Below are 25,213 nucleotides of genomic sequence, written 5' to 3' on the forward strand. Positions count from 1 at the left end.
CCCGGGAACTAAGGCAGTCGAATGCTATTCTCACACATGGGCATCGTCAACAAGGTTTCGGCCGCGCTGTCGGGGAGCGCCGGGACGGGGACGGACGACGTGGAGGTCGAGGCCTCGCGGGGCGCGTACTGGTGTGACGACTGTAGTGTCCGCGTGCGGGACGTCACTATCGAGGACGAGGGGCTGGACCGCGACGAGGCAGGGACGCCGCTGTGTCCGGACTGCGGCGACCCGATGCGCTTCGAGCGCACGTACGCCGACGGCTGCGCCTGCTGACTACTGGGTCGCGGGCTCGGGCTCGCGCAGCACGACTTCTGCTTCGTTCTCCGTGCCGAACGGCCCGTCCGGAAGTGCCGCCACGTCCTCCCACTCGTCGTCCGTGACGAGCGCGCCGTCGAGGCGCTCCCGGAGCGCCGCTTCTTCTGAGTCCGTGCCGATGACGACGAACTCCGTCCGGCGGTCGCCGTGCTCGTCGTCCCACTCCAGGTTCGGGCGGTTCGACCGGTAGAGGTCCTGTTCGACCTCGGGCAGCGACGCAATCCACGGGCCGCGCGCGGTCACGCGCACCGACGGTCCTGCCTGCCCGACGGTCTGCCGGAGCTCGTTGCCCGCGACCCACAGCGTCCCCTTCGAGCGCACGACGCCCTCCGGGAGCGTTCGCAGGACTTCGGCGACCCGCTCGGGGTGGAACGGCCGTCGCGCTCGGTACGTGAACGACGACACGCCGTACACCTCGTCTGGGTGGCGGTGGCCGTGGTGTTCGTCCTCGCCGTGGTCGTGGCCCTCGTGGTCGTCCGATTCGAGCGCGCGCTTCCAGCCGGGGAGGTCGCCGACCTCGCTCTCGTCGAAGCGCTCGACGTCCAGCAGCCACGACGGGTCGACTTCCGAGAACGACGTGCGAACTGTGTCCGCGTCGGGTTGGAGCGCCGCCACGAGCGCCTCGGCTTCGTCGAGTTCGGCGTCCGTGCAGAGGTCGGCCTTGTTGAGCACGACCGCGTTCGACACCTCGATTTGCTCCACGAGGAGATCCGACAGCGGGCGGCCGTCCTCGTCGGTGCCGACGCGCTCGGGCGTGCCGTCGCCACCGAACGTGTCCACGAGCAGCCGGCTGTCCACGACCGTCACGAGGCCGTTCACGCGGTACTTCGCGGCGACCCGCGACTCGGTGGTGAACAGCCGCGCCACGGGCGCGGGCTCGGAGATGCCCGAAGACTCCACGACGAGGTGGTCGAAGTCGCGGTCGCCCGCGAGCCGCACCACCGCGGTCTCGAGGTCGTCCTGAAGTTCACAGCAGATGCAGCCGTTCGACAGCTCCGCGACGCCCTCGGCGACGTCTAACTCCGAGCCCTCCGCCACGAGGTCGGCGTCGATGTTCACGTCGCCCATGTCGTTGACGAGCACCGCGACGTCGCGGTCGCCCGAATTGGCGAGCAAGTGATTCAGCAGCGTCGTCTTCCCGGCTCCGAGACTCCCCGACAGTATCGTCACCGGAATCCGTTCGCCCATGCGTGTGAGTACGTGCCAGTCGCCTTGAACCTCGTGCTTCTCGGGGCCGCTTGCCGGCGGACGACCGCGACACCTTTTACCGAGTGAAGCCGTACCACCGATACGATGAACGTCGCCGAGCGGATTGCGGCCTACCGGGAGGTCGTCGAGGAGTGGCTGCGCGGCCTCTACCACGGCATGATTTCCCACCCGGCGTACGAGAAAATCGAGAAGGAAGCCGAGGACATCGAGGACGCGTTCCTGCTGGCCTGTTTCCCGGACGCCTTCGGCATCCCCTCGCCGGTCTCGTACTACACCGCCGAGATTCTGCCGTACATCGAGGACGAATTCGAGGCGTGGGAGCGACGCCTCTGGGACCGCCAGACGATGCTCGAACGCAAGGGCCAACAGTACCACTTCTGATGACCGCGACACCAACACGCCGACCGCTCGCATCGCGACCGACCGACAGCCCGACGCCGGAGGCACACCTGTGAAGCCGTTCGTCTTCTTCGGCGGGAAGGGCGGCGTCGGCAAGACGACCGTTTCGTGTGCGTACGCGCAGAAGTGCGCGGACGCGGGCGTCGAAACCCTCGTCGTCTCCACGGACCCCGCACACTCCGTCTCGGACGTCTTCGACCAGCAGTTCGGGGACGCCCCCGAATCGGTCGAGGGTATCGACGGGCTCTCCGCGCTCGAAATCGACCCCGACGAGGAGGTCACCGCGCACCTCGACGACATCCGCAACCGGCTCTCCGACCAGGTGTCGGCGTCGATGGTCAACGAAATCAACAAACAACTGGAGATGGCCCACCAGACGCCCGGCGCGTACGAGTCAGCGCTGTTCGACCGCTTCGTCGAAGTGATGCGAAACAGCGACCCCTACGACCGCGTCGTCTTCGACACTGCTCCGACTGGGTCGACGCTACGGCTGCTCGGCCTGCCGGAGTTCCTCGAATCATGGGTCGACCGCCTGATGCACAAGCGCCGGCAGAGCATCGACCTCTTCGAGAAGGCCGCGGTCGGGAACAACGAACCGCGGCGCGTGATGGACGGCGACCCCGTGCTGGCGCGCCTCCAGGAGCGCAAGGAGTTCTTCGAATTCGCGGGCGGCGCGCTCCGCGAGGACGCCGCGTTCTTCCTCGTGTTGAACCCCGACCAGCTCTCCGTGAACGAGACCGAGCGCGCCATCGCGGACATGGACGACGAAGGGCTCGCCGTCAGGGGGCTCGTCGCGAACAAGCTCACGCCGTCCCCGGACGACGACGAGAACGGCCGCGGCGCCCGCTACCTCCGGGACCGCGTCGAAACCGAGCGCGAGCGCCTCGACCACGTCCGGGAGTCACTGGACGCGCCGCTGCTCGCGGAGATCCAGTCCCGCACCCGCGAAGTGAAGGGTGACCTCCTCACCGAGGTCGCCAACGAACTCGACGTCGAGGTCGGCGTCGAGGAACCCGCGTTCGTCTAACGAGAGGCGTCACGTCCTCCAGCGATTATTTCGCCTCGCAGGCCACTCATTAAGAGGCGAACGCTTAAGTGGCCGTTCGGTAATCAGTGTCACGAAGGTACGTTACAAATGACACAGGTAATATGGATTGTGGCAGCGGTCTTGGTCACGTTCTCGTTGGGGTACGTGGGGTACTCGAAGTACCTCTCCCGATTCGTCGACCTCGACAACTCGCGTGACACGCCCGCCCACAAGTACGAAGACGGCCAGGAGTACGTTCCGGCGAAGAAACCAGTACTGCTCGGACACCACTTCTCCAGCATCGCGGGCGGCGCGCCCATCGTCGGCCCGATTACGGCCGGCGCTATCTGGGGATGGGTGCCCGCTCTCGCGTGGGTCGCCGTCGGCAACCCGCTGATGGGTGCCGTCCACGACTTCATCTCGCTGTCCGGCTCGATGCGACACGAGGGGAAGTCCATCGGCTACATCATCGGCGAGTACGTCGGCGAACGCGGGAAGAACATGCTGCTGTGGTTCGCGTTCATCACCATCATCCTCGTCGTCGCGGTGTTCGCGCTCGTCGTGGGTATCGTGCTGAACGCGTACCCGTCGGCGGCCACCGCGAGCTTCGTGTACATCGCGCTCGCGGTGCTGTTCGGCGTCTACCTCTACCAGCTCGACGGCCCGTTCATCCCGGGGACCATCGTGTTCGTCGCCGGCGTGTTCGCGGGCGTCTGGCTCGGTATCCAGTACCCGTTCGCGTTCTTCGAACTGGCAGGTGACGCAGCACACCCCGCGAGCACGTTCATCCTCTTCGAGGGCACGGGCTCGTGGGTGCCCGGTGCCGGCGCGCTCGGCGGCAACACCGCCGCCTGGGTGCCGGTGATTCTGCTGTACGCCGCACTCGCCAGCGCGCTCCCGGTCTGGGTGCTGCTCCAGCCGCGCGACTACCTCTCGTCGTTCCTGCTGTACGCAGGCGTCGGCGGCGCGCTCGTCGCTATCGTCGTCGGCACGTTCCTCGGGACATCCAGCCAGCCGCTGGTCATCTCCGACAGCATCGAGCCGTTCACCGGCTTCCTCGGGGTCGAGAGCGTCTCGCCCTATCCGTTGTTCCCACTGCTGTTCGTCACCATCGCGTGCGGGACCATCAGTGGCTTCCACTCGCTGGTCTCCTCCGGGACGACCGCCAAGCAGCTGAACAAGGAGAGCGACGCGCGCCTCATCGGCTACGGCGGCATGCTCGGTGAAGGCCTGCTCGCCGCAGTCGCGCTGTCCACGCTCGCCATCGCCGGCATCGCCTCCGACGCGGCCGCCGGCGGCATCGGCGGCGCGCTCCCGAACTTCGCCGCAGGTGGCGGCGTCATCCTCACGAGCCTCGGCATCCCCGCCAGCTACGGTGGGCCGTTCATGGCGCTCGTGCTCGTGAGCTTCCTGCTCACGTCCACTGACACGGCCGCGCGACTCGGCCGCTACATGATGGAGGAAATCGTCGGGACGCAGGGCAGCGGCACGGACACCGGCTTCTCGGGCGGCATCGGTTCGTTCGCCCGCGGTCGGTACACGAACCCCGTCGTGCAGTGCGGTATCGCGTACGTGCTGGTCATCTCCGGCGAGTGGGCGACCCTCTGGGGCCTGTTCGGCGGTGCCAACCAGCTGCTCGCCGCGCTCGCGCTGCTCACCGGCACGGTGTGGCTCGCCAACTGGGACGAGTCCAAGCAGCTCGTCAGCACGGGCGTGCCGATGGCCATCATGGTCGTCATCACTGTCCTCGGGCTCTCGTGGCTCGCGCTCTACGAGAACCTCTACGTCAACCTGATTCAGGGCGGTGCCGCTGGCCTCGGCGGCCAGGTCTCGGCAGCCGTCCAGATGGTGCTGGCGCTCGTGCTCATCTACCTCGCGCTCTCGCTGGTGCGCATCGGCTACGGCAACATCAGCAGCGCGCGTAGTGGGCGCGAACCCGCAGCAGAACCGAGCGACGACTGAGACCGACCGCTCCACGGTCCCTCTTTCCTGCCCCTCCCTCGAAGCCGCGTAGCGGCGGGACTGTCGCGCCGCCTACGTCCAGAAGCGCTTCGCGAACCGCGAGAAGAAGCCCTCGGACTCGCGCTCGACGTCGCCCCACAGCGCGAACGCGTCCACGACGTCCACCTTCTCGCTGGCGACCGCCGCCTCGTCGTCGGGCGCGACGACGGCGAGGTTCACCTCGTAGTGGCCGTAGTAGCCGTACTTCAACAGATTCCGGTCGCGGAACCCCTCGACGAACGACGCCACGTCGTCGGGGAGTTCGTCGGCGACGAGCACGAACGTGAATTTCGTCTCGTAGTGCTCCTCGTCGGCGTCCACCCAGTCGTCGGCGAGGTCGTGGCCGAATTCGACCAGCGCTTCGAGGTCCGCGACGGTCGGCCAGCCGGTCCGGCGCGCGAACACGTGTTCCTCGGTCTCGTGGTCGGCGTAGCTCAGTGCAGGGTGGAAGAACTGCTTCTGGTTGAGCACGCGCAACTCCCCGTACAGGTCGAAGCGCTCGCCCCGGACGGCGTAGTCGCGTTCAAGGTCGTAGCTGTACATCAGCCGGTCGCTGACGCGGTCGAAGTACTCGTCGTCCCACGTCGGCACGTTCTCCCGAATCTCGGCGGGGAGGTCGGCGGGCTCCGGGTTGTCGGCTTCAGTCATCCTCGCTGGGGTCGTACGCGACCGCGTCGTCGGGGGCCGGCGGCGCCCCCACCGCCAGCAGTTCGACGCGCTCGTCGGCGTCCTCGGGGTTGTGCGCGCGCTGCGGACTCTCCGGGTCGACCGTGAACAGGTGGCCCTCCGGCACCTCGTACGTCTGCTCGGGCGTCTCCACGTACAGCGTGCCCGAGAGTACGAAGAACGCCTCCTCCTGGGTCTCGTGGTAGTGGTACGCCAGCGGCACCTGCTCGCCGGGTTCGGCCCGGAACAGGTTCATCGCCATCTCGTCGAGGCCGCCCGCGTCGGTCAGCGAGCGGTACTCGCACGGCCGTCCTTCCGGTACTTCGACGTCGTCGGGGTCGACGATTCGGTAGCCCATGCCTGTAGATACCACACGCGGGTTAAAAGCCCGTCGCGTTCGGCCCTCTGCAGGCGGCAGAACTATGGCCGTTCGCGTGTGAGTAGTACGCATGGCAGAGAAGCAGCCGACCGAGGCGTGTGGCCGCTGCTCGATGACGACCGTCGTCGACGCGGTCGACGCCAACAGCGACGACCCGCCCCGCGACCCGTTCGCCGACGAGCGCATCGAGGTCGAGGAGTCCGCCGTGCGGCGCGTCTCGCCGGTCGCGTGGATGCAGAACGCCACTGCACGGCTGAACGCCGCCGTCCAGCGGCTCACGTACGGCCAGTGACCGACACCTGTTCGGGGCGTTACGTTCATTTCCCCGTCGGTCCTATTCACCCGTAGGGAATGCGCCGGGATTACTTCGAACTGGACGTCGCGAACGTCGACTGGGTCGACGAGGACGGTGACCCCGAGAAGCCGAACGTCACCATCGACTTCACGGGTGCAGCCGCGGAACTCGAAGACCGACTCACGGACCGGGACGGCGAACGCCTGGACGCCGGCGAGACGGACGCCACGTTCCGGTTGACGGACGACGTCGACGACCCGGACGCCGGCGGCGTCGTCGCCGTCACGAACCGCATCACCGGGGAGTTCGTCCTCGAACTGAATCAGGACGCCGACGACGTCCTACAGTTCGTACGGGCGGCACGCCGGTACGGCGAGGCGACTGGCGACGACGGCCAGTACCGCGTCGAGATTCTCGTCGACGGCGAGCAGCTGGTCGTCTACGAGAAGTCGACGTTCCTCGTCTACAGCGAGGACGGCGACCTGCTGCGCAGCCACAGTCTCATCCCGAGCGGCATCGAACTGTAGCCGCCTCGTCTCTTCTCGCCCGGGAACAGCGGAACCTAAGTGAACGCGGGCGCTCCCCCCCGCGTATGAACCTCTTCGGCACGGCAGGGATTCGAGGGAACGCGGTCGCCGACGTGACCCCGGAGTTGGCGGTCGCAGTCGGGGCCGCGGCCGGCGCGGACGCTCGCGGCGACGACGAGGCGTTCGTCGTCGCGCGGGACGGCCGCGAGACGGGGCCAGCGCTCGCAGCGGCGATGAGCGCGGGCCTGCAAGCGGGAGGAATGCGCGTGCTGGACGCGGGCGTGCTGCCGACGCCCGCGCTGGCGTACGCGTCGCGGGGTCGCCGCGGCGTCCAGTTGACCGCGAGCCACAACCCGCCGGAGGACAACGGCATCAAACTGTTCGTGGACGGCTCCGAGTACGACCGCGAGCGCGAGCTCGCCATCGAGGACCGCGTGGAGAGCGACCCCGAGTACGCGTCGTGGGCGGAGTGGGGTGAGACCGAGTCCATCGACGTGCTCCCGGACTACCGCGAGGCGGTCGCGGCGTTCGCGAGCGAGCACGGCGCGCCCCTCGACGGACTGACGGTCGCCGTGGACTGCGGGAACGGCGTCGCGGGGCTGGCGACGCCACAGGTGCTGCGGGAACTCGGCGCGCACGTCGTCACGCTGAACGCGAACGTCGACGGCCACTTCCCCGGCCGCCCGAGCAAACCGACGCCCGAGACAATCGGCGACCTGATGGACTTCGTGGCGACCGGCGACGCCGCGTTCGGCATCGCCCACGACGGCGACGCCGACCGCATCGTCATCGTGGACGGGGACGGCGAGGTCGTCCACGAGGACACCGTGCTCGCGATTCTCGCGGAGCACTACACGCGCGCCAGCGACGCCGACGACCCGGTCGTCGTCACGACGCCGAACGCCTCCGCGCGCATCGACGAGCGCGTCGGCGAAGCGGGCGGGCGCGTCGAGCGCGTCCGTCTCGGCGCACTCCACGAGGGCATCGCGGCGGCCCGCGAGGACGGCGGTGACGTCGTCTTCGCCGCGGAGCCGTGGAAGCACGTCCACACCGCGTTCGGCGGCTGGATCGACGGCGTCGCGTCGGCGGCCGTCCTCTCCCGGTTGGTCGCTGATGCTGACGGCCTCGCGGCGCTGCGCGAGCCCGTGACCGAGCGCCCGTACCGGAAGGTCAGCGTCGAGTGCCCGGACGAAGCCAAAGACGCGGTGATGGCGCAGCTCGCCGAGGACCTGCCCGCGGAGTTCCCGGACGCCGACGTGGACACCGAGTACGGCGTGCGCCTGGAATTTCCGGACGCCTCGTGGACGCTCGTACGGCCGAGCGGGACCGAGCCCTACGTTCGCGTGTACGCCGAGAGCGACGACGTGGACGACCTCGTGGAGTCGGTCGCCGCTGTCGTCGAGGACGCGGTCGCTGCGGCCTGACAACGCGCCCACGTTTTGCCGCTTCCCCCCACAAACGACGGCTTTATCACCGCACGAATGTCTCGTTACACGCAAGTATTTCCAACTTCGACAGACGGGAGTTCATCAAGGCGACAGCGGGCATCGGCGCAGTCGGACTCGCGGGGATGGCGGGCTGTACGGGCGGTCCTTCTGGTGGGGACGAGACGGAGACGACCACCGAGGAGTCCACCGAGACGACCGAGAACTCCGAGGGGACGACCACCGCGGAGTCGGACGTCACCAACGTCGGGATGGTGTACGCGACCGGCGGACTCGGCGACGGGTCGTTCAACGACCAGGCCCAGTCCGGCATCCAGCAGGCCGCCGAGGACTTCAACGTCGACTTCAACGAGTCCCAGCCGGATTCGGTCTCCCAATTCAGCGACTACCAGCAGCAGTACGCCGGTTCGACGGACCCCAACTACGACCTCGTCTCCTGTATCGGGTTCCTCCAGGCTGACTCCCTCTCGGAGACCGCCGCGAACTACCCCGAGCAGAACTTCCAGATTGTCGACAGCACCGTCGACGAGCCGAACGTCGGCAGCTACGTCTTCCGTGAGCACGAGGGGTCGTACCTCGTCGGCGTGCTCGCCGCACACCTCACGTCGATGAGCTTCAGCGCGGGCGCGGGCTCCACGCAGTCGGACTCCACGAACGTCGGCTTCGTCGGCGGCCGCGAGAGCTCGCTCATCCAGAAGTTCGAGGCCGGGTTCAAGGCCGGTGTGAAGGCGACCAACGACGACATCGACATCCAGACGTCGTACGTCGGGAGCTTCAACGACACCACCGCCGGTCAGGAAGCCGCACTCTCGATGTACAACTCCGGCAGCGACATCGTCTTCCACGCCGCGGGGAACACCGGGACCGGCGTCTTCCAGGCCGCACAGGACGAGGGTCGGTTCGCCATCGGCGTCGACCGCGACCAGTCGGTCACCAAGGACAGTTACGCGAACGTCATCCTCGCGAGCATGGTCAAGCGCGTCGACACCGCCGTCTACAACGCCGTCGAAGCGACGGTCAACGGCAACTTCCAGGGCGGCGAGACGACCACGCTGGGCCTCGACGACGACGGCGTCGCCTGCGTCTACGGCCAGCAGCTCGGCTCCGAGATTCCCGAGGACGTCAAGACGGCGGTCAGCGACGCCCGCCAGAGCATCATGGACGGCGAGACCTCCGTCCCACAGGACCCCTCGAACGTCAACTGACGGGGTTTCGCTCGCTCACAATCACATTCTGCACGCAATGACGCAAACGGATACGGCCGTCCGACTCGAAGACATCACGAAACGATTCCCGGGCGTCGTCGCGAACGACAACGTCGACTTGCCCGTCGAGCGCGGCTCCGTGCACGCGCTGCTCGGCGAGAACGGCGCCGGAAAGACAACCCTGATGAACGTCCTCTACGGTCTCTACCAGCCGGACTCGGGCCGTATCGTCGTCGACGGCGAGGAGCGCGACTTCGCCTCCCCGCGGGACGCCATCGACGCCGGCATCGGGATGATTCACCAGCACTTCATGCTCGTGGACACGATGACGGTGGCGGAGAACATCGCGCTCGGCAACGAGCCCCGGAAGTGGGGCGGCCTCGCGGTCGACCGCGAGGCGGCGCGCCGCGACGTCGTCGAGCTCAGCGAGCGCTACGGGTTCGACGTCGACCCCGACAAGACCATCGCCGACGTCAGCGTCGGCGTCCAGCAGCGCGTCGAGATTCTGAAGGCGCTGTACCGCGGCGCGGACGTGCTCATCCTCGACGAGCCGACCGCCGTGCTCACGCCCCAGGAGGTCGAGGACCTCTTCGACGTCCTCGACGAACTCACCGACCAGGGGAAGACGGTCATCTTCATCACGCACAAACTCGGCGAGGCGATGCACGCCGCCGACGACGTCACCGTCCTCCGGGACGGGAAGAACGTCGGCACCGTCGACGCCGACGAGACCACCCGCGAGGAACTCGCGGAGCTGATGGTCGGCCGCGAGGTCGTCCTCGACGTCGAATCGACGCCGCCGGACATCGGCGACACGGTCCTCGACGTGGACGCGCTCTCCGTGCTCGACGACCGCGAGGTGCCCGCCGTCACGGACGTCTCGTTCGTCGTGCGCGAGGGCGAAGTGTTCGGCGTCGCGGGCGTGGACGGCAACGGGCAGGCCGAACTCGTGGAAGCAGTCACGGGCCTGCGCGACCCCGAAGCCGGGTCCGTCGAGTTCGACGGCCGCGACGTCACTGATGCTCCCCGCCGCGACCGCATCGACAGCGGCATGGCGTACATCCCCGAGGACCGTCAGGAGCGCGGGCTCGTGATGGACTTCGACCTCGTGGAGAACGGCATCCTCGGCAGCCAGCACGGCGCGCCGTTCGCGTCCGGCGGCACCATCGACTGGGACGCCTCCCGGACGCACGCCGAGGACATCGTCGAGGAGTACGACGTGCGGCCGCCGAACGCCGACACGGAAGCCGTCGCGCTCTCCGGCGGTAACCAGCAGAAATTCATCGTCGGCCGCGAGTTCGAGCGCGACCCGCGCCTCGTCGTCGCCACGCACCCGACGCGCGGCGTCGACATCGGCTCCCAGGAGTTCATCCACGACCGCCTGCTCGAACTCCGCGACGAGGGCCGGGGCGTCCTGCTGGTCTCCTCGAAGCTCGACGAAGTGCAGGGGCTCTCGGACCGCCTCGCCGTCATGCACGACGGCGACGTGATGGCGGTCGTCGATCCCGACGACATCGACGAGGAAGAACTCGGCCTGCTGATGGCCGGCGAGTACCCCGAGGGGTACGAGCCACGCAGCGAGAGCGACGCTGAGGGGGTGGCGCAGTGAGTTTCTCCGAGCGCGCCCACGACCTGCTCGGGCGCCTCGTCCGCGCCTCCGCGTTCGAGCGCTTCCTCATCAGCACGTCCGCACTCCTGCTGTCGGTGTTCATCGGCGCGCTCATCATCCTCGGCGCCGGCCGGATGACCGACTGCGCCAGCGCCGCCTACACCATCGCCGTCCCCGGGAAGTTCGTCACGACCACGCTCCCGGGACTCGTACCCGGCGTCGTCAAGAGCGTCCTCCCCGGTGGCCTGTGGCCGTCGCAGGCCGTCTTCGCGATGGGGTTCTGTTACGACCCGTTCGCGGTGTACGACCTGCTGTTCCTCGGCGCGCTCGGGGACGTCCTGAACAACCCGCTGAACAGCCAGTTCGCCACCACCATCGCCGAGACCACGATTCTGATGTTCACGGGCGTCGCCGTCGCGGTGGCGTTCCGCGCGGACATCTTCAACATCGGTGTGCAGGGCCAGCTCGTCGTCGGCGCGCTCACCACGGGCGTCGTGCTCACGTACGTCGCGCCGCCGCTGGCCGGCCTCGGCGTGCTCGCGACTATCGTGTTGCTCCCGCTGGGCCTCCTGCTCGGCGGCGTCGCGGGCGGCGCGTACGCGGCGGTCCCGGGTGCGCTGAAAGCGTACGCGGACGCCAACGAGGTCATCACCACTATCATGCTGAACTTCGTCGCGACGTCTATCGCGCTGTTCCTCGTCTCTCGCGAGCAGTACTTCAAGGACCCCGAGAGCTTCGCCAACCAGACGGTGAACCTCCCGGACGTCGCACTGTTCCCGTCGTGGCTGTTCCGGCCACGGGACGACGTCTCCCTGCTCGCGTTCGCGTTCGCAGTTCTCGTGCTCGTCGGCATCTGGTATCTGCTCCAGCACACGCCGTTCGGCTACGACCTCCGCACCAGCGGCCTCCAGCCGGACGCCGCCGAGTACGGGGGCGTCGACGCCGACCGCACCATCGTCTCCAGCATGACGCTGTCCGGCGCGCTCGCCGGCATCGGCGGCGCCGTCTACGTGCTGATGGTGCTCGGGAACTTCCAGACCGGCGTCCCGGACTACGGCTTCGACGGCATCACCGTCTCCATCCTCGCCGGGAACAACCCGCTCGGCGTCGGCCTCGCGGCGTTCCTCTTCGGCGTGCTCAAGAGCGGCTCCATCGTCGTGCAGGTCGGCTCGGACGTCCCGCCGACGCTGGTCGGCGTGCTCCGCGGGCTCATCATCCTGTTCGTCGCCATGCCGGAGTTCTTCCGGATGATCGGACAGAAGTTCGGCTCGTTCGGCCGGCCGGGCGAGCCAGTTGCCACCGACGGCGGTTCCGGAGGTGGGAGCGATGAGTGACGACAGCCGGGTCGTCGGAACCGCTCGCGACGCCGTCCTCAGTACCTACGACCGGCTGTTCGTCGGGCGGAGTCGCCTCCAGCAGGGGGTCATCGGCATCGTGCTGTTGGCCGCCGTCGGCCTCGTCGCCGCCGGCCTCCTCGCGCCGCAGTCGGACGCCGGCCGCCTGTTCGCCGTGCTCACGGCCGACTCCACGCTGGCCGCGACGCTGCGGCTCTCGGTCCCCATCGCGTTCGCCGCGCTCGGCGGCATCTTCGCCGAGAAGAGCGGCGTCATCAACATCGGCCTCGAAGGCCTGCTCATCATCTCCGCGTTCGTCGGCATCTGGGCGACCGACGTGACCGGGAGCGTCTGGTACGGGCTGATTGGCGGTGTCCTCGCGAGCACGCTGCTGGCGGGGCTGTTCGCCATCGTCTGCATCGAATTCCGGGCCGACCAGATTATCGCCGGCCTCGCCGTCTGGCTCATCGCGCTCGGTCTCGCGCCGTTCCTCTCGTCGGTCATCTACGGCTCGAAGAACTCCACCAGCGTCGACACGTTCCCGACGCTCCCAGACATGGGGATTCCGGTGCTCTCGGACGCCGTCAAGGCCCCGATGCCGGTCGTCGGCGTCGCGCCCGTCGACATCCCGTTCTTCGGCGCGCTGTTCGACGCCAGCCCGCCCGTCTACCTGATGCTGCTGGCGGTCGCGCTGTCGTGGTACACGCTCCACCGCACCGCGTTCGGGCGCTGGGTCGAGGCCAGCGGCGAGAACCCGAAGGCGCTGGACACCGCGGGCGTGAACGTTCACCGCGTCCGGTACGCGGCCGTCCTGCTGTCGGGCGTGCTCGCTGGCGTCGGCGGCGCCGCGCTCGCGCTCGGCGTCGGCCAATTCACGGGCAACGGCCCGACGATGGTCAACGGCAAGGGGTTCATCGCCATCGTGGCGTACCTCTTCGGGAACTACAACCCCGTGGGGGCGCTGGCCTCCACGATGCTGTTCGCTGGCCTCGACGCCACCCAGCTCACGCTGCAAGCCCGTGACGTCTTCCAGGTGCCCACGGAGCTCGTGCGCACCATCCCGTACGTCACGGTCATCGTCGTGCTCGCGCTGTTCGGCCGCACGCGCATCCCGTCGGCGGGCGGTGAGCACTACGAGTCTGGCGAGGACGAGTAGGCCGAACGCGGCGGCTTTTTGTCGCGGCTGCTCGAAGTACGGATATGGACGACGACGAACTTCTCGCCGCCGCTCGTGACGCCCTCGAGGAAGCCTACGTGCCGTACTCGGAGTACCCGGTCGGCGCGGCAATCGAGACCGCCGACGGCGAGGTGTACGTCGGGACGAACGTCGAGAACGCGAATTTCTCGAACAGCCTCCACGCCGAGGAGATCGCCGTCGGCTCCGCGGTCCGCGACGGTCACCGCGACTTCGCGAAGGTCGTCGTCACCTCCGAAGCCCGGGACGCCGTCACGCCGTGTGGGATGTGCCGGCAGACGCTCGCGGAGTTCTGCGACGACGACGTGCCCGTGCTCTGTGACACCGGCGACGGGTTCGAGCGCTACACCATCGGCGAACTCATTCCGGACACCATCACGCCCGAGATGCTCGGGAAGTGACGAACGAGCGCAACGCACGACGGTTCAACAGGACGAACCCCGTCGCGATGACCACGAAGCCCGCCGCGGTCACCGGGCCGATTGCCTGCCCGAGAATCACCCAACTGGAGACCGCGGTGACGACCGGGACGACGTAGGAGACGAGGTTCGCGCGGACCGGGCCGACGGCACCCACGAGTTCGAAGTACAGCGGGTACGCCAGCGCCGTCGAAATCACGCCCGTGTACGCGATGGCACCGAGCAGCGACGCCGATGTCGGCAGCGACTGCGGTTCGCCCGCGGCCAGGCTGCCGACGTGGAGGAGGACTGCGCCGAACGCCAGCCCCCAGGCGGTCTCCGCGAGCGCGTCGAGGTCGCTGCCCAGTCGGTCGACGACGACGCTCCCGAGCGCGATGCTCGTCGCGCCCGCGAGCAACAACAGTTTCCCGGTCGTGCCGGCGGCCAGCGCGCCCGGCGACGGACGCACGACGATGGCGACGCCCGTGAGACCGACCACTAGTCCGACCAACTCGACGCCGTCGAGGCGCTCGGAAGGCGACACCGCGGCTGCCAGTCCGGCCGCGATGACGGGGTTCGTGGAGAACAACACCGACGCGACGCCGCCCGTGGTGTACTGCTGGCCGACGAACAGGAACGCGTTCGCCAGCGCCGCGACCGTCAAGCCGTTGACCGCGGCGCTGGCGACCTCCCTGCGAGTCCGCGGGAGGAAGCGGTCGCAGACGACGTACGCCGCCGGGAGCGCGACCACGGCGGCGGTCTCCAGCCGGTACGCCGCGAACAGCAGCGCCGGCAACTCCCGCAGGCCGACGTCGATGGCGACGTACGACCCGCCCCACGCGACTGCGACGATTCCGAACAACAGCGCGACGCGACTCCGGTGCACGGCGGACGAACGGCTCCCGGCGCGAAGTGCGTTCGGCTTCCGGAAACACGAAGACCCTTTGCCCGTCGCCGGCGAAGCCAGCAGCATGCCCGGCGACAGCGAGGACCCCAACGACGAGGTCCAGTATCACGTCGAACTCTCCCCGGGGGACGTCGCGGACGCAGTGTTGCTCCCCGGCAACCCCGAGCGCCTCGACAAAATCACGCCGCTGTGGGACGATTCTGAGGAGGTCGCCCACCACCGCGAGTACCGCACTGCCACCGGCAGTTACGACGGCACGCCCATCTCGGTGACCTCCACCGGTATCGGGTCGCCGTCGGCCGCCATCGCCGTCGAGGAACTCGCGCGCATCGGCGTGGACACGTTCATCCGCGTCGGCTCCTGTGGCGCGCTCCAGGCGGAGATGGAGCCCGGCGACCTCGTCATCACGCGCGGTGCCGTCCGCCAGGAGGGCACGAGCGACGAGTACGTCCGCGAGGACTACCCCGCGGTCGCGGACACCGAGGTCGTCTCCGCGCTCGTCGCCGCCGCCGAACGCCTCGGCCACGACTACCACGTCGGCCTCACGATGAGTTCGGACTCCTTCTACGCGGGCCAGGGACGGCCCGGCTTCGAGGGGTTCGAGGCCGCCGGTAGCGACGACCTCATCCAGGAACTCAAGGACGCGAACGTCGCCAACGTCGAGATGGAGGCGTCGGCCATCCTCACACTCGCGAACGTGTACGGCCTCCGCGCGGGTGCCGTCTGCTCGGTGTTCGCCAACCGCGAGACCGGCGAGTTCCTCACCGAGGGCGAGTCCAACGCCGCCGAGACGGCAAGCCTGGCGGTCCACCTGCTCGCGAAGATGGACCAGAAGAAGGCGGAAGCCGGCGTCGACCAGTGGCACGCCGGCATGAGTCTGGAGTAGGCTACAGCGCAGTCAGGGCGCGTACTCGGGCAGCGCGCGGTCGAGTACGTCCTCGACGAACGCACTCTTCTCCGTGGTGTACGCTTCCCGATTCTCCGGATACTTTTCGGCCAGGTCACGTTTCAGCGACGCGTACGCCGCTGCTACGTCTGGGTACTCCCGGAGATAGTCGCGGAACGCGACCTGTTCGCGGTGGCAATTACTGTCCGCTTCGACCAGCGAGAGGTAGTGCGTTCGACAGTCCGGCGGCCCGCGCACGAGGAAGACACGGTCGGGCACGTCGTCGTTCGGCCGCCGCTCGTAGCCGTTCGCGTCCAACGCGGCGGCCACCGACTCGGTCTCCCCATCACTGACGACGACCAGCACGTCGACAATCGGTTTCGCGGGAATTCCCCCGATGGCAGTGCTGCCGACGTGTTCGACTCCCTCGACGCGCTCACCGACAAGGTTGCGCAGCCGCTCGGCTTCCTCGACGTAGGCGTCGTGCCACGACGGGTCGTGCGGTTCGAGCGCGACGGCGTCGCGGGAGAGCCCGACCATCCGACTGTTACTCGTCGCCTCTCGCGTCGCCGGAGAGGAAGATGCTCTCCTTGCCGGCGTGGAAGCGGTCAAGCGCACGCATCGTGCCGATGTACGACCCAATGGCGATGACAGTAATGGCGGCGAGGAGGACGAACCCGTACCAGACCAGTTGGGCAGCCATGCCCATACGGAGGTCAGCGTCCACCTTCAACGTTCGGCGACGGCTTCGAGAGTATCGGCTCCGGGGCTGCGATAGTCCGCGTTCGGAAAACAGAGACGTTACTGCGGTTAGAGCGCGTCCCAGGCCTTCATTGCACGGGACCAGGACGTAATCTTCGCAATCCAGCGCGCGGCTGCGCCCTTCTTCAGCATCTTCGCGGGCGTGCCGTTGAACGTGCGGACCGGCGCGGCGAAGCCGTTCACTTCGACGTCGTGGGCGATGGCGGTTTCGCCGATGGAGACCAGCGTCCCCTGGTCGTCGTACGTCCACGTGCGCAGCGGCCGGTCGTCGATGGCGCGCGAGATGTTCTCGGCGGCGACGTCGGCGGCCTGCCAGGCGGCCTGCGCGGTCGGCGGCGCGACCTCGTCGTCGCCCTGTTCGATTAGTGAGCAGTCACCGACCGCGAACACGCGGTCGTCCTCCGTCTGGAGGTTCGAGCCGGCCTGAAGGCGGTTGTGCTCGGCTTCGAGGTCGACCTCGGAGAGCTCGCTGGGGCCGGTGACGCCGCCGGTCCAGAGGAACACGTCGTAGGAGAGGTCGTCGCGCTCGTCGAATTCGAGGCTGTCCTCGGTCGCCGCGGTGATGGGGTCGTCGGTGAGAATGTCGATGCCGCGCTCCTCGAGGCGGTGGCGGAGCGCGCCCTGAATCTCGCTGTCGCCCGGCGGGAAGATTTCGGGCAGCGCCTCCACGAGCGTGACGTCGATAGGCGCGTTGTGGCGGTCGCGGAACTCCGCAAGTTCGCCCGCGCTCTGGATGCCCGAGAGGCCCGCACCGCCGACGACGACCTGCGCGGGGTCCTCGCGGGTGGCTTCCTTCGCGGCGGCCTTGACGTCCTCGTGGATTTCGAGGGCGTCGTCGAGGCCCTTCAGCGTGTGCGGGTGTTCGCCCATCCCCTCGATGCCGTAGGTCGCGGTCTCGGAGCCGATGCCGACGAGGAGGTAGTCGTAATCGACGGCTTCGCCCTCTTCGAGTTCGACGGTGCGCTCGTCGGTGTCGATGTCGACGACTTCGTCGTGGACGAACCGCGTCCCGCGGGACTTGATATCCCTGACGGGGATCGTAATCTTGTCCTCGACGCCCGGGTCGCGGATGATACGGTGGGCTTCGTGGAGGACGAGGTGGTAGTCGGTCTCGGAGACCCAGACGAGTTCCGTGTCGGGGTCGACTTCGTCTTCGAGCTTCGACACGGCACCAGCGCCAGCGTAGCCGGCACCGAGAACGACGACTCTGGTTGTCATACGGAAGCCTGCGTGACCCGGTGATACAAAGGCTTTGAAACGCCGCGCGCTAGTGCTCGGGTTCTTCGGCGGGCGCTTCCATCGAGTCGATTTTCAGGATGAGAATGTTCGCGGTGTCGTCTTTGCCGTCCAGCGTGCCCTCGATGACGAGCTTCGACAGCGGAGTCGGCCCGACCGTGACGCTGTCGCCTTCGTGGAACTCCCGGATGGAGCCGCGGAGGTGAATCTCGGCGCGGCAGAGCTCGGGGTGGTGGACGCTCGTCAGGCCGATTTCCTCGACGTTCGCGTCTTCGAGGAGTTCGCCCTCGTGGCGTACGGGGACCTCGGCGGTCGTGTCCAGCTTCTGGATTTCCAGCGCCTCGTAGGCGTTGACGGTCGGCTTGTAGCCGCCCTTCGGGCCGGGGACGCCCTCGACGAGCTGGAGCGCTTTCAGGCTCTGCATCTGGTTCCGGATGGTGCCCGGGTTGCGGTCGACCTCCTCGGCGATGTCCTCGCCCTTGACGGCCTGCTCGCGCTCGGTGTAGAGGTCGACGAGCGCGCGCAGTATCGTCTTCTGACTGGAGGTCAGTTCAATCGATGACATACGACTGGTTACGCCGGTGTTTTCCATAAATCCCCCGATGGGAAGACCGCGTGCGGGCGGCGAAGCGGTAGGTTTTACGGCACGACCGCCAATCCACGCGCATGGACGGAAACCGCGTTCTCGTCACCGGTGGTGCGGGGTTCATCGGGTCGAACCTCGCGAACCACCTCGCCGCGGACAACGACGTTATCGCGCTCGACAACGGCTTCCTCGGGACGCCGGAGAATCTCGACGACGACGTCGAGTACGTCGAAGCGGACGTGCTCGACGACGACCTGCCGACGGACGTCGACGTCGTCTACCACCTCGCCGCACTCTCCAGCCGGCAGATGCTCGAAGAGAACCCCCGCGAGGGCGCTCGCGTCAACATCGAGGGGTTCGTCAACGTCGTCGAACAGGCCCACGACGACGGCTGCGACACCATCGTCTACGCCTCGACGTCGTCGGCGTACGGCAGCCGCACCGAGCCGAGCCCCGAGGACATGGACCTTGAGGCCGCGACCGGCTACGACGCGTCGATGCTCGGCCGCGAGCGCTACGCGGAGTACTACAACAACTTCTACGACGACATCTCGTGTGCGGGGATGCGCTTCTTCTCGGTGTACCAGGGATACGGCGGCAACGAGGCCCACAAGGGCGAGTACGCCAACACCGTCTCCCAATTCACCGAGAAGATTGCGAACGGCGAGTCCCCCGTGCTGTGGGGCGACGGCACCCAGACCCGGGACTTCACGCACGTCGACGACATCGTGCGCGGCCTGGTTCGGACTGGCGAGGAGGAACTCGCGGGCGTCTACAACCTCGGGACGGGCGAGGCGTACTCGTTCAACGAGATGGTCGACCTCATCAACGACGCGCTCGGCACGGACGTCGAACCCGAGTACGAGCCGATTCCGCTGGAGAACTACGTCCACGACACGTGCGCGGACATCTCCAAAATCGAGGAAGCGACCGGCTGGGAGCCCCAGATTTCCTTCGAGGAGGGCGTCGAGCGCGTCGTCGAACCGTACCGCGACGACTAATTCTACCGACACACGCTTCATCGTCGCGGAACCGCACGCACTAAGGGTCGCTCGCCGTACTTGCGCGCATGGCCAAAAACGTCCACGTCATCGGCGCACCGATGGACTACGGCTCGGACCGACGCGGGGTCGACATGGGGCCGTCGGCGATTCGCTACGCCGACCTCGCCGCGGAACTCGACGCGGCGGGCGTCGACGCGGTCGACACCGGCGACCTGCTCGTCCCCCGGGCGGAGGAGCGCGTGCCGAGCGACGGGCGCGCGAAGTTCCTCGAGGAAATCGAGGACGTCACCGCCCGGCTCGCCGACGAGGTCGCGGACACGCTCGCGGACGGCGCGTTCCCGCTCGTGCTCGGCGGCGACCACGCGGTCGCCATCGGGTCGCTGTCGGGGAGCGCGCGGGACGCGGAAATCGGCGCGCTCTGGCTGGACGCCCACGGCGACTTCAACACGCCCGCGACCTCGCCGAGCGGGAACGTCCACGGGATGCCCCTCGCGGCGGCGCTGGGCCGCGGCGAGTTCGCGGACACGGAGTGGGCGAACGCCGCCGGGCTCCGCGAGGAGAACGTCGCGCTCGTCGGCCTCCGGAACCTCGACCCCTCCGAGCGCGAAGCCATCCGTGAGAGTGAGATGACCGCGTTCACGATGAGCGACATCGACGAGCGCGGCGTCACCAGCGTCGTCGACGAAGCGCTGGACATCGTGACTGCGGGCACCGACGGCGTGCACGTCTCGCTGGACGTCGACTGGCTTGACCCGGACGAAGCCCCCGGCGTCGGGACGCCCGTCCGCGGCGGCGCGACCTACCGGGAAGCCCACGCGGCGCTGGAAGCGATTGCACAGCGGGACGCAGAAGAGTCGTGTCTGCGCTCGATGGAGGTCGTGGAAGTGAACCCGATTCTGGACGAGTCCAACCGCACCGCGGACATCGCCGCGGAGCTGGCCGCGAGCGCACTCGGCAAACGAATCCTCTGAGGCGCCGTCAGAGCGCGGCGGTCAACACCGCGTACGCGAGCCCCGCACCCGCCGCTGCGAGTGCGGCGTGACCGAGCGCGCCGAACACGACCGCAGCGCCTGCGAGCACCCTGTCGATTGGTTCGAGTTCCTGTCCGAGTAGTTCTCGTTCGCGTTCGGCGACAGCCATCGTCGTTCACCCACGTAATCGTAGGACGAGCAGGGGGACAATCCCCCGGGGTGGTTCCTACGGCGTCGAAAGCGCTCCCATTCGCCGGGAATCCGCGAAAGAAGTTAGTGGACGGCTACTCGTCGGCTTCGCTCTCGTCTTCGTCGCCGTCCTCGCTGGGGCGGTAGACGGAGACGTCGGCGACTTCGTCGCCTTCCTCGACGTCCATCACTTTCACGCCCTTCGTGTTCCGGCCGACCGTCGAAACCTCCTCGACGGGGAGCCGGATAATCTGGCCGCCCTCGCTCATCGCGACGAGGTTGTCCTCGTCGCTGACGGTGTCCAGGGAGACGACGTTGCCGTTGCGCTCCCCGGTCTTGATGTCCACGAGCCCCTTGCCGTTCCGGGACTGCTTGCGGTACTCCGTCAGCGGCGTGCGCTTCCCGTAGCCGTACTCGGTGACGGTCAGGAGGGTGCGCTCGTCGTCAGGTTCGACCGGCGCGAGGCCCGCGACCCGGTCGTCGCCTTCGAGGTCCATCCCGCGAACGCCGCGGGCGTTCCGCCCCATCGCGCGGACGTCCGTCTCGTCGAAGCGAATCGCCATCCCGTGCTCGCTGCCGAGCACGACGTCGTGGCTGCCGTCAGTGACCTCGACGTCGGCGAGTTCGTCGCCGTCCTCGAGGCTGATTGCGATGATGCCCGTCGAGCGGATGTTCTCGAATTCGCCGACGGTCGTGCGCTTCACGTAGCCGTGGCGGGTCGCCATCGTGAGGTACTCCTCATCGGATTCGAAGTCGAGGTCGTCGGCGGTGACGACCGCGGAAATCTCCTCGTCGTCGTCGAGGTCGAGGATGTTCACGGCGGAAGTGCCCCGCGCCGTGCGGGACATCTCCGGCACCTGATGGACTTTCAGGCGATAGACCTGGCCCTGGTTCGTGAAGCAGAGCAGGTAGTCGTGCGTGCTCGCGGTGAACACCGCGGAGACGCGGTCCTCGTCCTTGAGGTCGGTGCCGATGATGCCCTTGCCGCCGCGGTGCTGGGCGTCGAAGGTGTCCGCGGGCACGCGCTTGATGTAGTCGCTCTCGGAGAGCACGACCACGACGTCCTCTTCGGGGATGAGGTCCTCGTCGGTGACCGTGCCCGTGTCCTCGATGAACGACGTGCGGCGCTCGTCGGCGTACTGTTCTTTGATGTCGCGGAGCTCGCCCTTGATGACCGAGAGGAGTTCCTCCTCGCTGCCGAGAATCTCCTCGAGTCGCTCGATGCGCGCAGTCACGTCCTCGTACTCGGACTCGATTTCGGCGGCCTCCATCGACGTGAGGCTGCCGAGCTGCATCCGGACGATGTGGTCGGCCTGCGCCTGCGTGAACCCGAAGCTGTCCTTGAGGGCTTCCTTGGCGTCGTCGCGGTCCTCGGCGTTCTGGATGGTCTCGACCACGTCGTCGGCCTGCTCTAAGGCCTTGAGGCGACCTTCGAGGATGTGCGCGCGGTCCTCGGCCTCCGCGAGGTCGTGCTCGGAGCGCCGCCGCACCACTTCCTTGCGATGGGCGACGTACTCCTCGAGCATCTCCTTGAGCGTGAGGACCTTCGGCTGGCCGTCCACGAGCGCGAGGTTGATGACGCCGAACGTGCGCTCGAGGTGGGACTCCAGCAGGTGGTTCTCCACCACGTCCGTGTTCGCGTTGCGCTTCAATTCGACGACGATGCGGATGCCGTTCCGGTCGGACTCGTCGCGGAGGTCGCGCACGCCGTCGAGGTCGCCGTCGCGGACGTCGTCGGCGATGCGCTCGACGAGCTTCGACTTGTTCTGCTGGTAGGGGAGTTCGGTGATGACGATGCTGTCACTCGAATCGCCCTCCTCGACGTGGTACTCGGCGCGCATCCGGACGCGGCCGCGGCCCGTCTGGTAGGCCTGCTTGACGTCCGAGCGCCCGACGATGTTCCCCGCGGTCGGGAAGTCCGGCCCCTTCACGTGGTCCATCAGGTCCAGGACCGTGCAGTCGGGGTTGTCGATGAGGTGGACGGTCGCGTCCACGACCTCGCCGAGGTTGTGCGGCGGGACGTTCGTCGACATCCCGACCGCGATGCCCGACGAGCCGTTGACGAGCAGGTTCGGGAACGCCGACGGCAGCACCGTCGGCTCCTGTAGGCGGTCGTCGTAGTTCGACTGGAAGTCGACGGTGTCCTTCTCGATGTCGGTCAGCAGTTCCTCCGCGATGGGGGACATGCGGGCTTCCGTGTACCGCATCGCCGCGGCCGGGTCGCCGTCGACGCTGCCGAAGTTCCCCTGGCCGTCCACGAGGGGGTGGCGCATCGAGAAGTCCTGGGCCATCCGCACGAGCGCGTCGTAGATGGCGGAGTCGCCGTGCGGGTGGTAGTCGCCCATCGTGTCCCCGACGATGTTCGAGGACTTCCGGTGGCTGGAGCCACTGGAGATGCCCGCCTCGTGCATCGCGTAGAGGATGCGGCGGTGGACGGGCTTGAGGCCGTCCCGGACGTCCGGGAGCGCACGGCCCGCGATGACGCTCATCGCGTAGTCGATGTACGACTGTTCCATCTCCTCGTCGACGCGGACGTTCTTCACGCGGTCCGCGACGTCGTCGGGTACGTCTGGTGCTTCTGAACTCATGTTAGATGTCCACCCACTCTGCGTCCGTGGCGTGCTCCTGGATGAAGCGCTTGCGCGGCTCGACGGCGTCCCCCATCAGCACGGAGAACATCTTGTCCGCGGCGGCGGCGTCCTCGACGGTGATACGCTTGAGGATGCGCTCGTCCGGGTCCATCGTGGTGTCCCAGAGCTGCTGGGGGTTCATCTCCCCGAGGCCCTTGAACCGCTGGACCTGCGTCGGGTTGCCGTCGCACTTCTCCTCGATAATCTGTTCGCGCTCCTCTTCGGTCATCGCGTCGTACGTCTCGCCGCGGTACCGGATGCGGTACAGCGGCGGCTGGGCGGCGTACACGTAGCCGGCCTCCAGCAGCGGCTTCATGTGCCGGTAGAAGAACGTCAACAGCAGCGTGCGGATGTGCGCGCCGTCGACGTCGGCGTCGGTCATCATCACGATGTTCTTGTACCGGATGTCCTCGATGTCGAACTCGTCGCCGATGCCGGTGCCGAGCGCGGTGATGATGTGGCGAATCTCGTCGTGTTCGAGGATGCGGTCGAGGCGGTGTTTCTCGACGTTCAGAATCTTCCCGCCGAGCGGGAGAATCGCCTGGAATTCGGGGTTGCGGCCCTGTTTCGCGGAGCCGCCCGCGGAGTCGCCCTCCACGATGAACAGCTCTGCGTCGTCGGGGTCTTTCGTCTGGCAGTCCGCGAGTTTCCCGGGGAGGCTCGTCGAGGAGAGCGCGCTCTTGCGGCGCGTGAGCTCCTCGGCCTTCTTCGCGGCCTTTCGTGCTTTCGCGGCTTCGACGGCCTTCCGGACGACGGCTTCGGCGGTGTTCGGGTTCTCCTCGAAGTACGTGCCCAGTCCCTCGTGGACCGTGCCCTCGACGATGCCCCGGACCTCGCTGTTGCCGAGTTTCGTCTTCGTCTGCCCCTCGAACTGCGGGTCGGGGTGTTTCACGGAGACGACCGCGGTCAACCCCTCGCGGATGTCCTCGCCCGTGAGGTTCTCGCCGTCGAGCTCCGAGAGCAGGTTGTTCTCGTTGGCGTAGTCGTTGACCGTGCGCGTGAGCGCGGTCTTGAACCCCGTGAGGTGGGTGCCGCCCTCGCGGGTGTTGATGTTGTTCGCGAAGGCGTGCGTCGAGGACTGGAGGTCGTCGGTCGCCTGCATCGCGATTTCGACCTGGATGCCGTCCTCGTCGCTCTCGAAGTAGATGACGTCGTCGTGGAGGGCCTTCCGGCTCTCGTTGAGGTACTCGACGAATTCGCGGATGCCGCCCTCGTACTCGAACGTCGAGGATTCGGCTTCCTCGCCGCGCTCGTCGGTGAGCGTGATTTCGACACCGGAGTTGAGGAAGGCCAGTTCGCGCAGGCGGTTCTCGAGCGTGGAGTAGTCGAACTCCAGCGTCTCGAAGATGTCGGCGTCGGGCCGGAACCGAATCAGCGTGCCCGTCTCCTCGGCGCCGACGTCGCCGATGCGCTCGAGGTCGGTGACGGGTTCGCCGTGCTCGAACTTCTCGCGGTACTTCCCGCCCTCGCGGGAGACCTCGACCGCGAGGCGCTCGGAGAGCGCGTTCACGACGGAGACGCCGACGCCGTGGAGCCCACCGGAGACCTGGTAGGACTTCCCGTCGAACTTCCCGCCGGCGTGCAGGACGGTGAGGATGACCTCGACCGCGGGTCGGTCGTACTCCTCGTGGGTGTCTATGGGGATGCCGCGACCGTCGTCCTCCACGCTGACCGAGCCGTCCTCGTGGAGTGTCACCTCGATGCGGTCGCAGTATCCGGCCAGCGCTTCGTCGATGGAGTTGTCCACGACCTCGTAGACGAGATGATGGAGGCCACGAGCGTCAGTGGAACCGATGTACATCGCCGGCCGTTTCTGGACGGCTTCGAGCCCCTCCAGAACCTGGATTTGGCCAGCGCTGTACTCGCTTTGGTCAGACATGAACGTTGAATCGTCCTAGGCTCCCCGTCGGTAAAAAAGACTCGCACGCGTGCGCGCGAAAACCCACGATTGTCTTGCGACCGTCTGCCGTCCCGCGTTCAGTTTCACTTTCACCCCGCACACCGCTGGGGTTTTACCCACCGAACGGGAACTACG

Annotated in this window: 26 protein-coding genes; 15 read left to right on the forward strand and 11 right to left on the reverse strand. The window is 67.6% G+C overall.

The features are described from left to right. The first annotated feature begins 36 nt into the window (after positions 1–36). Entirely contained in the window at positions 37–276 is a 240-nt protein-coding gene (locus LPA46_RS04020; protein ID WP_442908206.1) for a hypothetical protein, read from the forward strand. On the opposite strand, the gene LPA46_RS04025 is transcribed toward LPA46_RS04020, so the two are convergent. Continuing rightward, a complete protein-coding gene (locus LPA46_RS04025) occupies positions 277–1,506 on the reverse strand; it encodes a CobW family GTP-binding protein (protein WP_230891495.1) in 1,230 nt (409 codons plus the stop codon). 105 nt (positions 1,507–1,611) lie between these two features. Here LPA46_RS04025 and LPA46_RS04030 point away from each other — a divergent pair, with 105 nt between their 5' ends. From LPA46_RS04030 to LPA46_RS04040, 3 genes are all read left to right on the forward strand, one after another. Continuing rightward, on the forward strand, positions 1,612–1,908 hold the full coding sequence (locus LPA46_RS04030; protein WP_230891496.1) for a hypothetical protein: 297 nt from the start codon (positions 1,612–1,614) through the stop codon (positions 1,906–1,908). Positions 1,909–1,978: 70 nt separating this feature from the next. After that, positions 1,979–2,953: an ArsA family ATPase gene (locus tag LPA46_RS04035; protein WP_230891497.1), complete on the forward strand. Its 975-nt coding sequence runs from the start codon at positions 1,979–1,981 to the stop codon at positions 2,951–2,953. A gap of 108 nt (positions 2,954–3,061) precedes the next feature. After that, a complete protein-coding gene (locus LPA46_RS04040) occupies positions 3,062–4,915 on the forward strand; it encodes a carbon starvation CstA family protein (RefSeq protein ID WP_230891498.1) in 1,854 nt (617 codons plus the stop codon). Positions 4,916–4,987: 72 nt separating this feature from the next. Here the strand turns inward: LPA46_RS04040 and LPA46_RS04045 are convergent, their stop codons facing one another. Together LPA46_RS04045 and LPA46_RS04050 are read right to left on the reverse strand one after the other, a co-directional pair. Next, on the reverse strand, positions 4,988–5,602 hold the full coding sequence (locus LPA46_RS04045) for a hypothetical protein (protein WP_230891499.1): 615 nt from the start codon (positions 5,600–5,602) through the stop codon (positions 4,988–4,990). Next, on the reverse strand, positions 5,595–5,978 hold the full coding sequence (locus tag LPA46_RS04050) for a cupin domain-containing protein (protein ID WP_230888407.1): 384 nt from the start codon (positions 5,976–5,978) through the stop codon (positions 5,595–5,597). Before LPA46_RS04050 ends, LPA46_RS04045 begins: the two co-directional genes overlap by 8 nt. 91 nt (positions 5,979–6,069) lie before the next feature. Here LPA46_RS04050 and LPA46_RS04055 point away from each other — a divergent pair, with 91 nt between their 5' ends. The 8 genes from LPA46_RS04055 (at position 6,070) to cdd (ending at position 14,010) form a co-directional block, all read left to right on the forward strand. Beyond that, positions 6,070–6,291 carry a hypothetical protein gene (locus tag LPA46_RS04055; RefSeq protein WP_230888406.1) on the forward strand — a complete coding sequence of 74 codons (222 nt, stop codon included), beginning with the start codon at positions 6,070–6,072 and terminating at the stop codon, positions 6,289–6,291. 59 nt (positions 6,292–6,350) lie between these two features. Beyond that, a complete protein-coding gene (locus LPA46_RS04060; RefSeq protein ID WP_230891500.1) occupies positions 6,351–6,821 on the forward strand; it encodes a DUF5793 family protein in 471 nt (156 codons plus the stop codon). Positions 6,822–6,886: 65 nt separating this feature from the next. Continuing rightward, positions 6,887–8,245 carry a phosphopentomutase/phosphoglucosamine mutase gene (locus LPA46_RS04065; RefSeq protein WP_230891501.1) on the forward strand — a complete coding sequence of 453 codons (1,359 nt, stop codon included), beginning with the start codon at positions 6,887–6,889 and terminating at the stop codon, positions 8,243–8,245. Positions 8,246–8,391: 146 nt separating this feature from the next. Next, positions 8,392–9,471 carry a BMP family lipoprotein gene (locus LPA46_RS04070; RefSeq protein WP_230891502.1) on the forward strand — a complete coding sequence of 360 codons (1,080 nt, stop codon included), beginning with the start codon at positions 8,392–8,394 and terminating at the stop codon, positions 9,469–9,471. A gap of 37 nt (positions 9,472–9,508) precedes the next feature. Further along, complete coding sequence (locus LPA46_RS04075) at positions 9,509–11,080, forward strand: ABC transporter ATP-binding protein (protein ID WP_230891503.1); 1,572 nt, start codon at positions 9,509–9,511, stop codon at positions 11,078–11,080. After that, positions 11,077–12,414, forward strand: coding sequence for an ABC transporter permease (locus LPA46_RS04080; RefSeq protein WP_230891504.1), 1,338 nt, complete (start codon positions 11,077–11,079; stop codon positions 12,412–12,414). Before LPA46_RS04075 ends, LPA46_RS04080 begins: the two co-directional genes overlap by 4 nt. Then, complete coding sequence (locus LPA46_RS04085) at positions 12,407–13,570, forward strand: ABC transporter permease (RefSeq protein WP_230891505.1); 1,164 nt, start codon at positions 12,407–12,409, stop codon at positions 13,568–13,570. Before LPA46_RS04080 ends, LPA46_RS04085 begins: the two co-directional genes overlap by 8 nt. 44 nt (positions 13,571–13,614) lie before the next feature. Then, positions 13,615–14,010 (forward strand): cytidine deaminase, encoded by a 396-nt coding sequence (gene cdd, locus LPA46_RS04090; RefSeq protein WP_230891506.1) that lies wholly within the window; start codon positions 13,615–13,617, stop codon positions 14,008–14,010. On the opposite strand, the gene LPA46_RS04095 is transcribed toward cdd, so the two are convergent. Then, positions 13,985–14,893, reverse strand: coding sequence for a DMT family transporter (locus LPA46_RS04095; RefSeq protein ID WP_230891507.1), 909 nt, complete (start codon positions 14,891–14,893; stop codon positions 13,985–13,987). The two genes, cdd and LPA46_RS04095, sit on opposite strands and share 26 nt — an antisense overlap. An 85-nt stretch (positions 14,894–14,978) precedes the next feature. Here LPA46_RS04095 and LPA46_RS04100 point away from each other — a divergent pair, with 85 nt between their 5' ends. Further along, complete coding sequence (locus tag LPA46_RS04100; RefSeq protein WP_230891508.1) at positions 14,979–15,800, forward strand: nucleoside phosphorylase; 822 nt, start codon at positions 14,979–14,981, stop codon at positions 15,798–15,800. 12 nt (positions 15,801–15,812) lie between these two features. Here LPA46_RS04100 and LPA46_RS04105 read toward each other — a convergent pair whose 3' ends face one another. The 4 genes from LPA46_RS04105 to LPA46_RS04120 form a co-directional block, all read right to left on the reverse strand. Beyond that, positions 15,813–16,340, reverse strand: a complete 528-nt coding sequence (locus LPA46_RS04105; RefSeq protein ID WP_230891509.1) for a GrpB family protein — start codon at positions 16,338–16,340, stop codon at positions 15,813–15,815. Between the two features lie 7 nt (positions 16,341–16,347). After that, complete coding sequence (locus tag LPA46_RS04110; RefSeq protein ID WP_230891510.1) at positions 16,348–16,503, reverse strand: hypothetical protein; 156 nt, start codon at positions 16,501–16,503, stop codon at positions 16,348–16,350. A 107-nt stretch (positions 16,504–16,610) separates the two neighbouring features. Beyond that, positions 16,611–17,780, reverse strand: a complete 1,170-nt coding sequence (locus tag LPA46_RS04115; RefSeq protein ID WP_230891511.1) for an NAD(P)/FAD-dependent oxidoreductase — start codon at positions 17,778–17,780, stop codon at positions 16,611–16,613. A gap of 49 nt (positions 17,781–17,829) precedes the next feature. Continuing rightward, positions 17,830–18,363, reverse strand: coding sequence for an Rrf2 family transcriptional regulator (locus tag LPA46_RS04120; RefSeq protein ID WP_230888393.1), 534 nt, complete (start codon positions 18,361–18,363; stop codon positions 17,830–17,832). Between the two features lie 101 nt (positions 18,364–18,464). Between LPA46_RS04120 and LPA46_RS04125 the strand changes: the two genes are divergently transcribed. Together LPA46_RS04125 and rocF are read left to right on the forward strand one after the other, a co-directional pair. Continuing rightward, on the forward strand, positions 18,465–19,385 hold the full coding sequence (locus LPA46_RS04125; protein WP_230891512.1) for an NAD-dependent epimerase/dehydratase family protein: 921 nt from the start codon (positions 18,465–18,467) through the stop codon (positions 19,383–19,385). Positions 19,386–19,453: 68 nt separating this feature from the next. Continuing rightward, the gene (rocF, locus tag LPA46_RS04130; RefSeq protein ID WP_230891513.1) at positions 19,454–20,359 is read left to right on the forward strand and encodes an arginase; all 906 of its coding nucleotides are present in this window, start codon (positions 19,454–19,456) and stop codon (positions 20,357–20,359) included. Positions 20,360–20,366: 7 nt separating this feature from the next. Here the strand turns inward: rocF and LPA46_RS04135 are convergent, their stop codons facing one another. From LPA46_RS04135 to gyrB, 3 genes are all read right to left on the reverse strand, one after another. Next, positions 20,367–20,528, reverse strand: a complete 162-nt coding sequence (locus LPA46_RS04135) for a hypothetical protein (protein WP_230891514.1) — start codon at positions 20,526–20,528, stop codon at positions 20,367–20,369. Positions 20,529–20,643: 115 nt separating this feature from the next. After that, positions 20,644–23,136: a DNA gyrase subunit A gene (gene gyrA / locus LPA46_RS04140; RefSeq protein WP_230891515.1), complete on the reverse strand. Its 2,493-nt coding sequence runs from the start codon at positions 23,134–23,136 to the stop codon at positions 20,644–20,646. Between the two features lies 1 nt (position 23,137). After that, positions 23,138–25,057, reverse strand: a complete 1,920-nt coding sequence (gyrB, locus tag LPA46_RS04145; RefSeq protein ID WP_230891516.1) for a DNA topoisomerase (ATP-hydrolyzing) subunit B — start codon at positions 25,055–25,057, stop codon at positions 23,138–23,140. Positions 25,058–25,213 lie beyond the last annotated feature (156 nt).

This window comes from Halobacterium sp. KA-6 (genome assembly GCF_021029015.1).
Lineage (GTDB): Archaea > Halobacteriota > Halobacteria > Halobacteriales > Halobacteriaceae > Halobacterium.

What these genes read in the sequence shown, in the direction of transcription:
- LPA46_RS04020 (WP_442908206.1), top strand. Translation starts at nt 37, where the DNA reads ATGGGCATCGTCAACAAGGTTTCGGCCGCGCTGTCGGGGAGCGCCGGG.
- LPA46_RS04025 (WP_230891495.1), bottom strand. Translation starts at nt 1,506, where the DNA reads ATGGGCGAACGGATTCCGGTGACGATACTGTCGGGGAGTCTCGGAGCC.
- LPA46_RS04030 (WP_230891496.1), top strand. Translation starts at nt 1,612, where the DNA reads ATGAACGTCGCCGAGCGGATTGCGGCCTACCGGGAGGTCGTCGAGGAG.
- LPA46_RS04040 (WP_230891498.1), top strand. Translation starts at nt 3,062, where the DNA reads ATGACACAGGTAATATGGATTGTGGCAGCGGTCTTGGTCACGTTCTCG.
- LPA46_RS04045 (WP_230891499.1), bottom strand. Translation starts at nt 5,602, where the DNA reads ATGACTGAAGCCGACAACCCGGAGCCCGCCGACCTCCCCGCCGAGATT.
- LPA46_RS04050 (WP_230888407.1), bottom strand. Translation starts at nt 5,978, where the DNA reads ATGGGCTACCGAATCGTCGACCCCGACGACGTCGAAGTACCGGAAGGA.
- LPA46_RS04055 (WP_230888406.1), top strand. Translation starts at nt 6,070, where the DNA reads ATGGCAGAGAAGCAGCCGACCGAGGCGTGTGGCCGCTGCTCGATGACG.
- LPA46_RS04060 (WP_230891500.1), top strand. Translation starts at nt 6,351, where the DNA reads ATGCGCCGGGATTACTTCGAACTGGACGTCGCGAACGTCGACTGGGTC.
- LPA46_RS04065 (WP_230891501.1), top strand. Translation starts at nt 6,887, where the DNA reads ATGAACCTCTTCGGCACGGCAGGGATTCGAGGGAACGCGGTCGCCGAC.
- LPA46_RS04070 (WP_230891502.1), top strand. Translation starts at nt 8,392, where the DNA reads ATGGCGGGCTGTACGGGCGGTCCTTCTGGTGGGGACGAGACGGAGACG.
- LPA46_RS04075 (WP_230891503.1), top strand. Translation starts at nt 9,509, where the DNA reads ATGACGCAAACGGATACGGCCGTCCGACTCGAAGACATCACGAAACGA.
- LPA46_RS04085 (WP_230891505.1), top strand. Translation starts at nt 12,407, where the DNA reads ATGAGTGACGACAGCCGGGTCGTCGGAACCGCTCGCGACGCCGTCCTC.
- cdd (WP_230891506.1), top strand. Translation starts at nt 13,615, where the DNA reads ATGGACGACGACGAACTTCTCGCCGCCGCTCGTGACGCCCTCGAGGAA.
- LPA46_RS04100 (WP_230891508.1), top strand. Translation starts at nt 14,979, where the DNA reads ATGCCCGGCGACAGCGAGGACCCCAACGACGAGGTCCAGTATCACGTC.
- LPA46_RS04105 (WP_230891509.1), bottom strand. Translation starts at nt 16,340, where the DNA reads ATGGTCGGGCTCTCCCGCGACGCCGTCGCGCTCGAACCGCACGACCCG.
- LPA46_RS04110 (WP_230891510.1), bottom strand. Translation starts at nt 16,503, where the DNA reads ATGGCTGCCCAACTGGTCTGGTACGGGTTCGTCCTCCTCGCCGCCATT.
- LPA46_RS04115 (WP_230891511.1), bottom strand. Translation starts at nt 17,780, where the DNA reads ATGACAACCAGAGTCGTCGTTCTCGGTGCCGGCTACGCTGGCGCTGGT.
- LPA46_RS04120 (WP_230888393.1), bottom strand. Translation starts at nt 18,363, where the DNA reads ATGTCATCGATTGAACTGACCTCCAGTCAGAAGACGATACTGCGCGCG.
- LPA46_RS04125 (WP_230891512.1), top strand. Translation starts at nt 18,465, where the DNA reads ATGGACGGAAACCGCGTTCTCGTCACCGGTGGTGCGGGGTTCATCGGG.
- rocF (WP_230891513.1), top strand. Translation starts at nt 19,454, where the DNA reads ATGGCCAAAAACGTCCACGTCATCGGCGCACCGATGGACTACGGCTCG.
- LPA46_RS04135 (WP_230891514.1), bottom strand. Translation starts at nt 20,528, where the DNA reads ATGGCTGTCGCCGAACGCGAACGAGAACTACTCGGACAGGAACTCGAA.
- gyrA (WP_230891515.1), bottom strand. Translation starts at nt 23,136, where the DNA reads ATGAGTTCAGAAGCACCAGACGTACCCGACGACGTCGCGGACCGCGTG.
- gyrB (WP_230891516.1), bottom strand. Translation starts at nt 25,057, where the DNA reads ATGTCTGACCAAAGCGAGTACAGCGCTGGCCAAATCCAGGTTCTGGAG.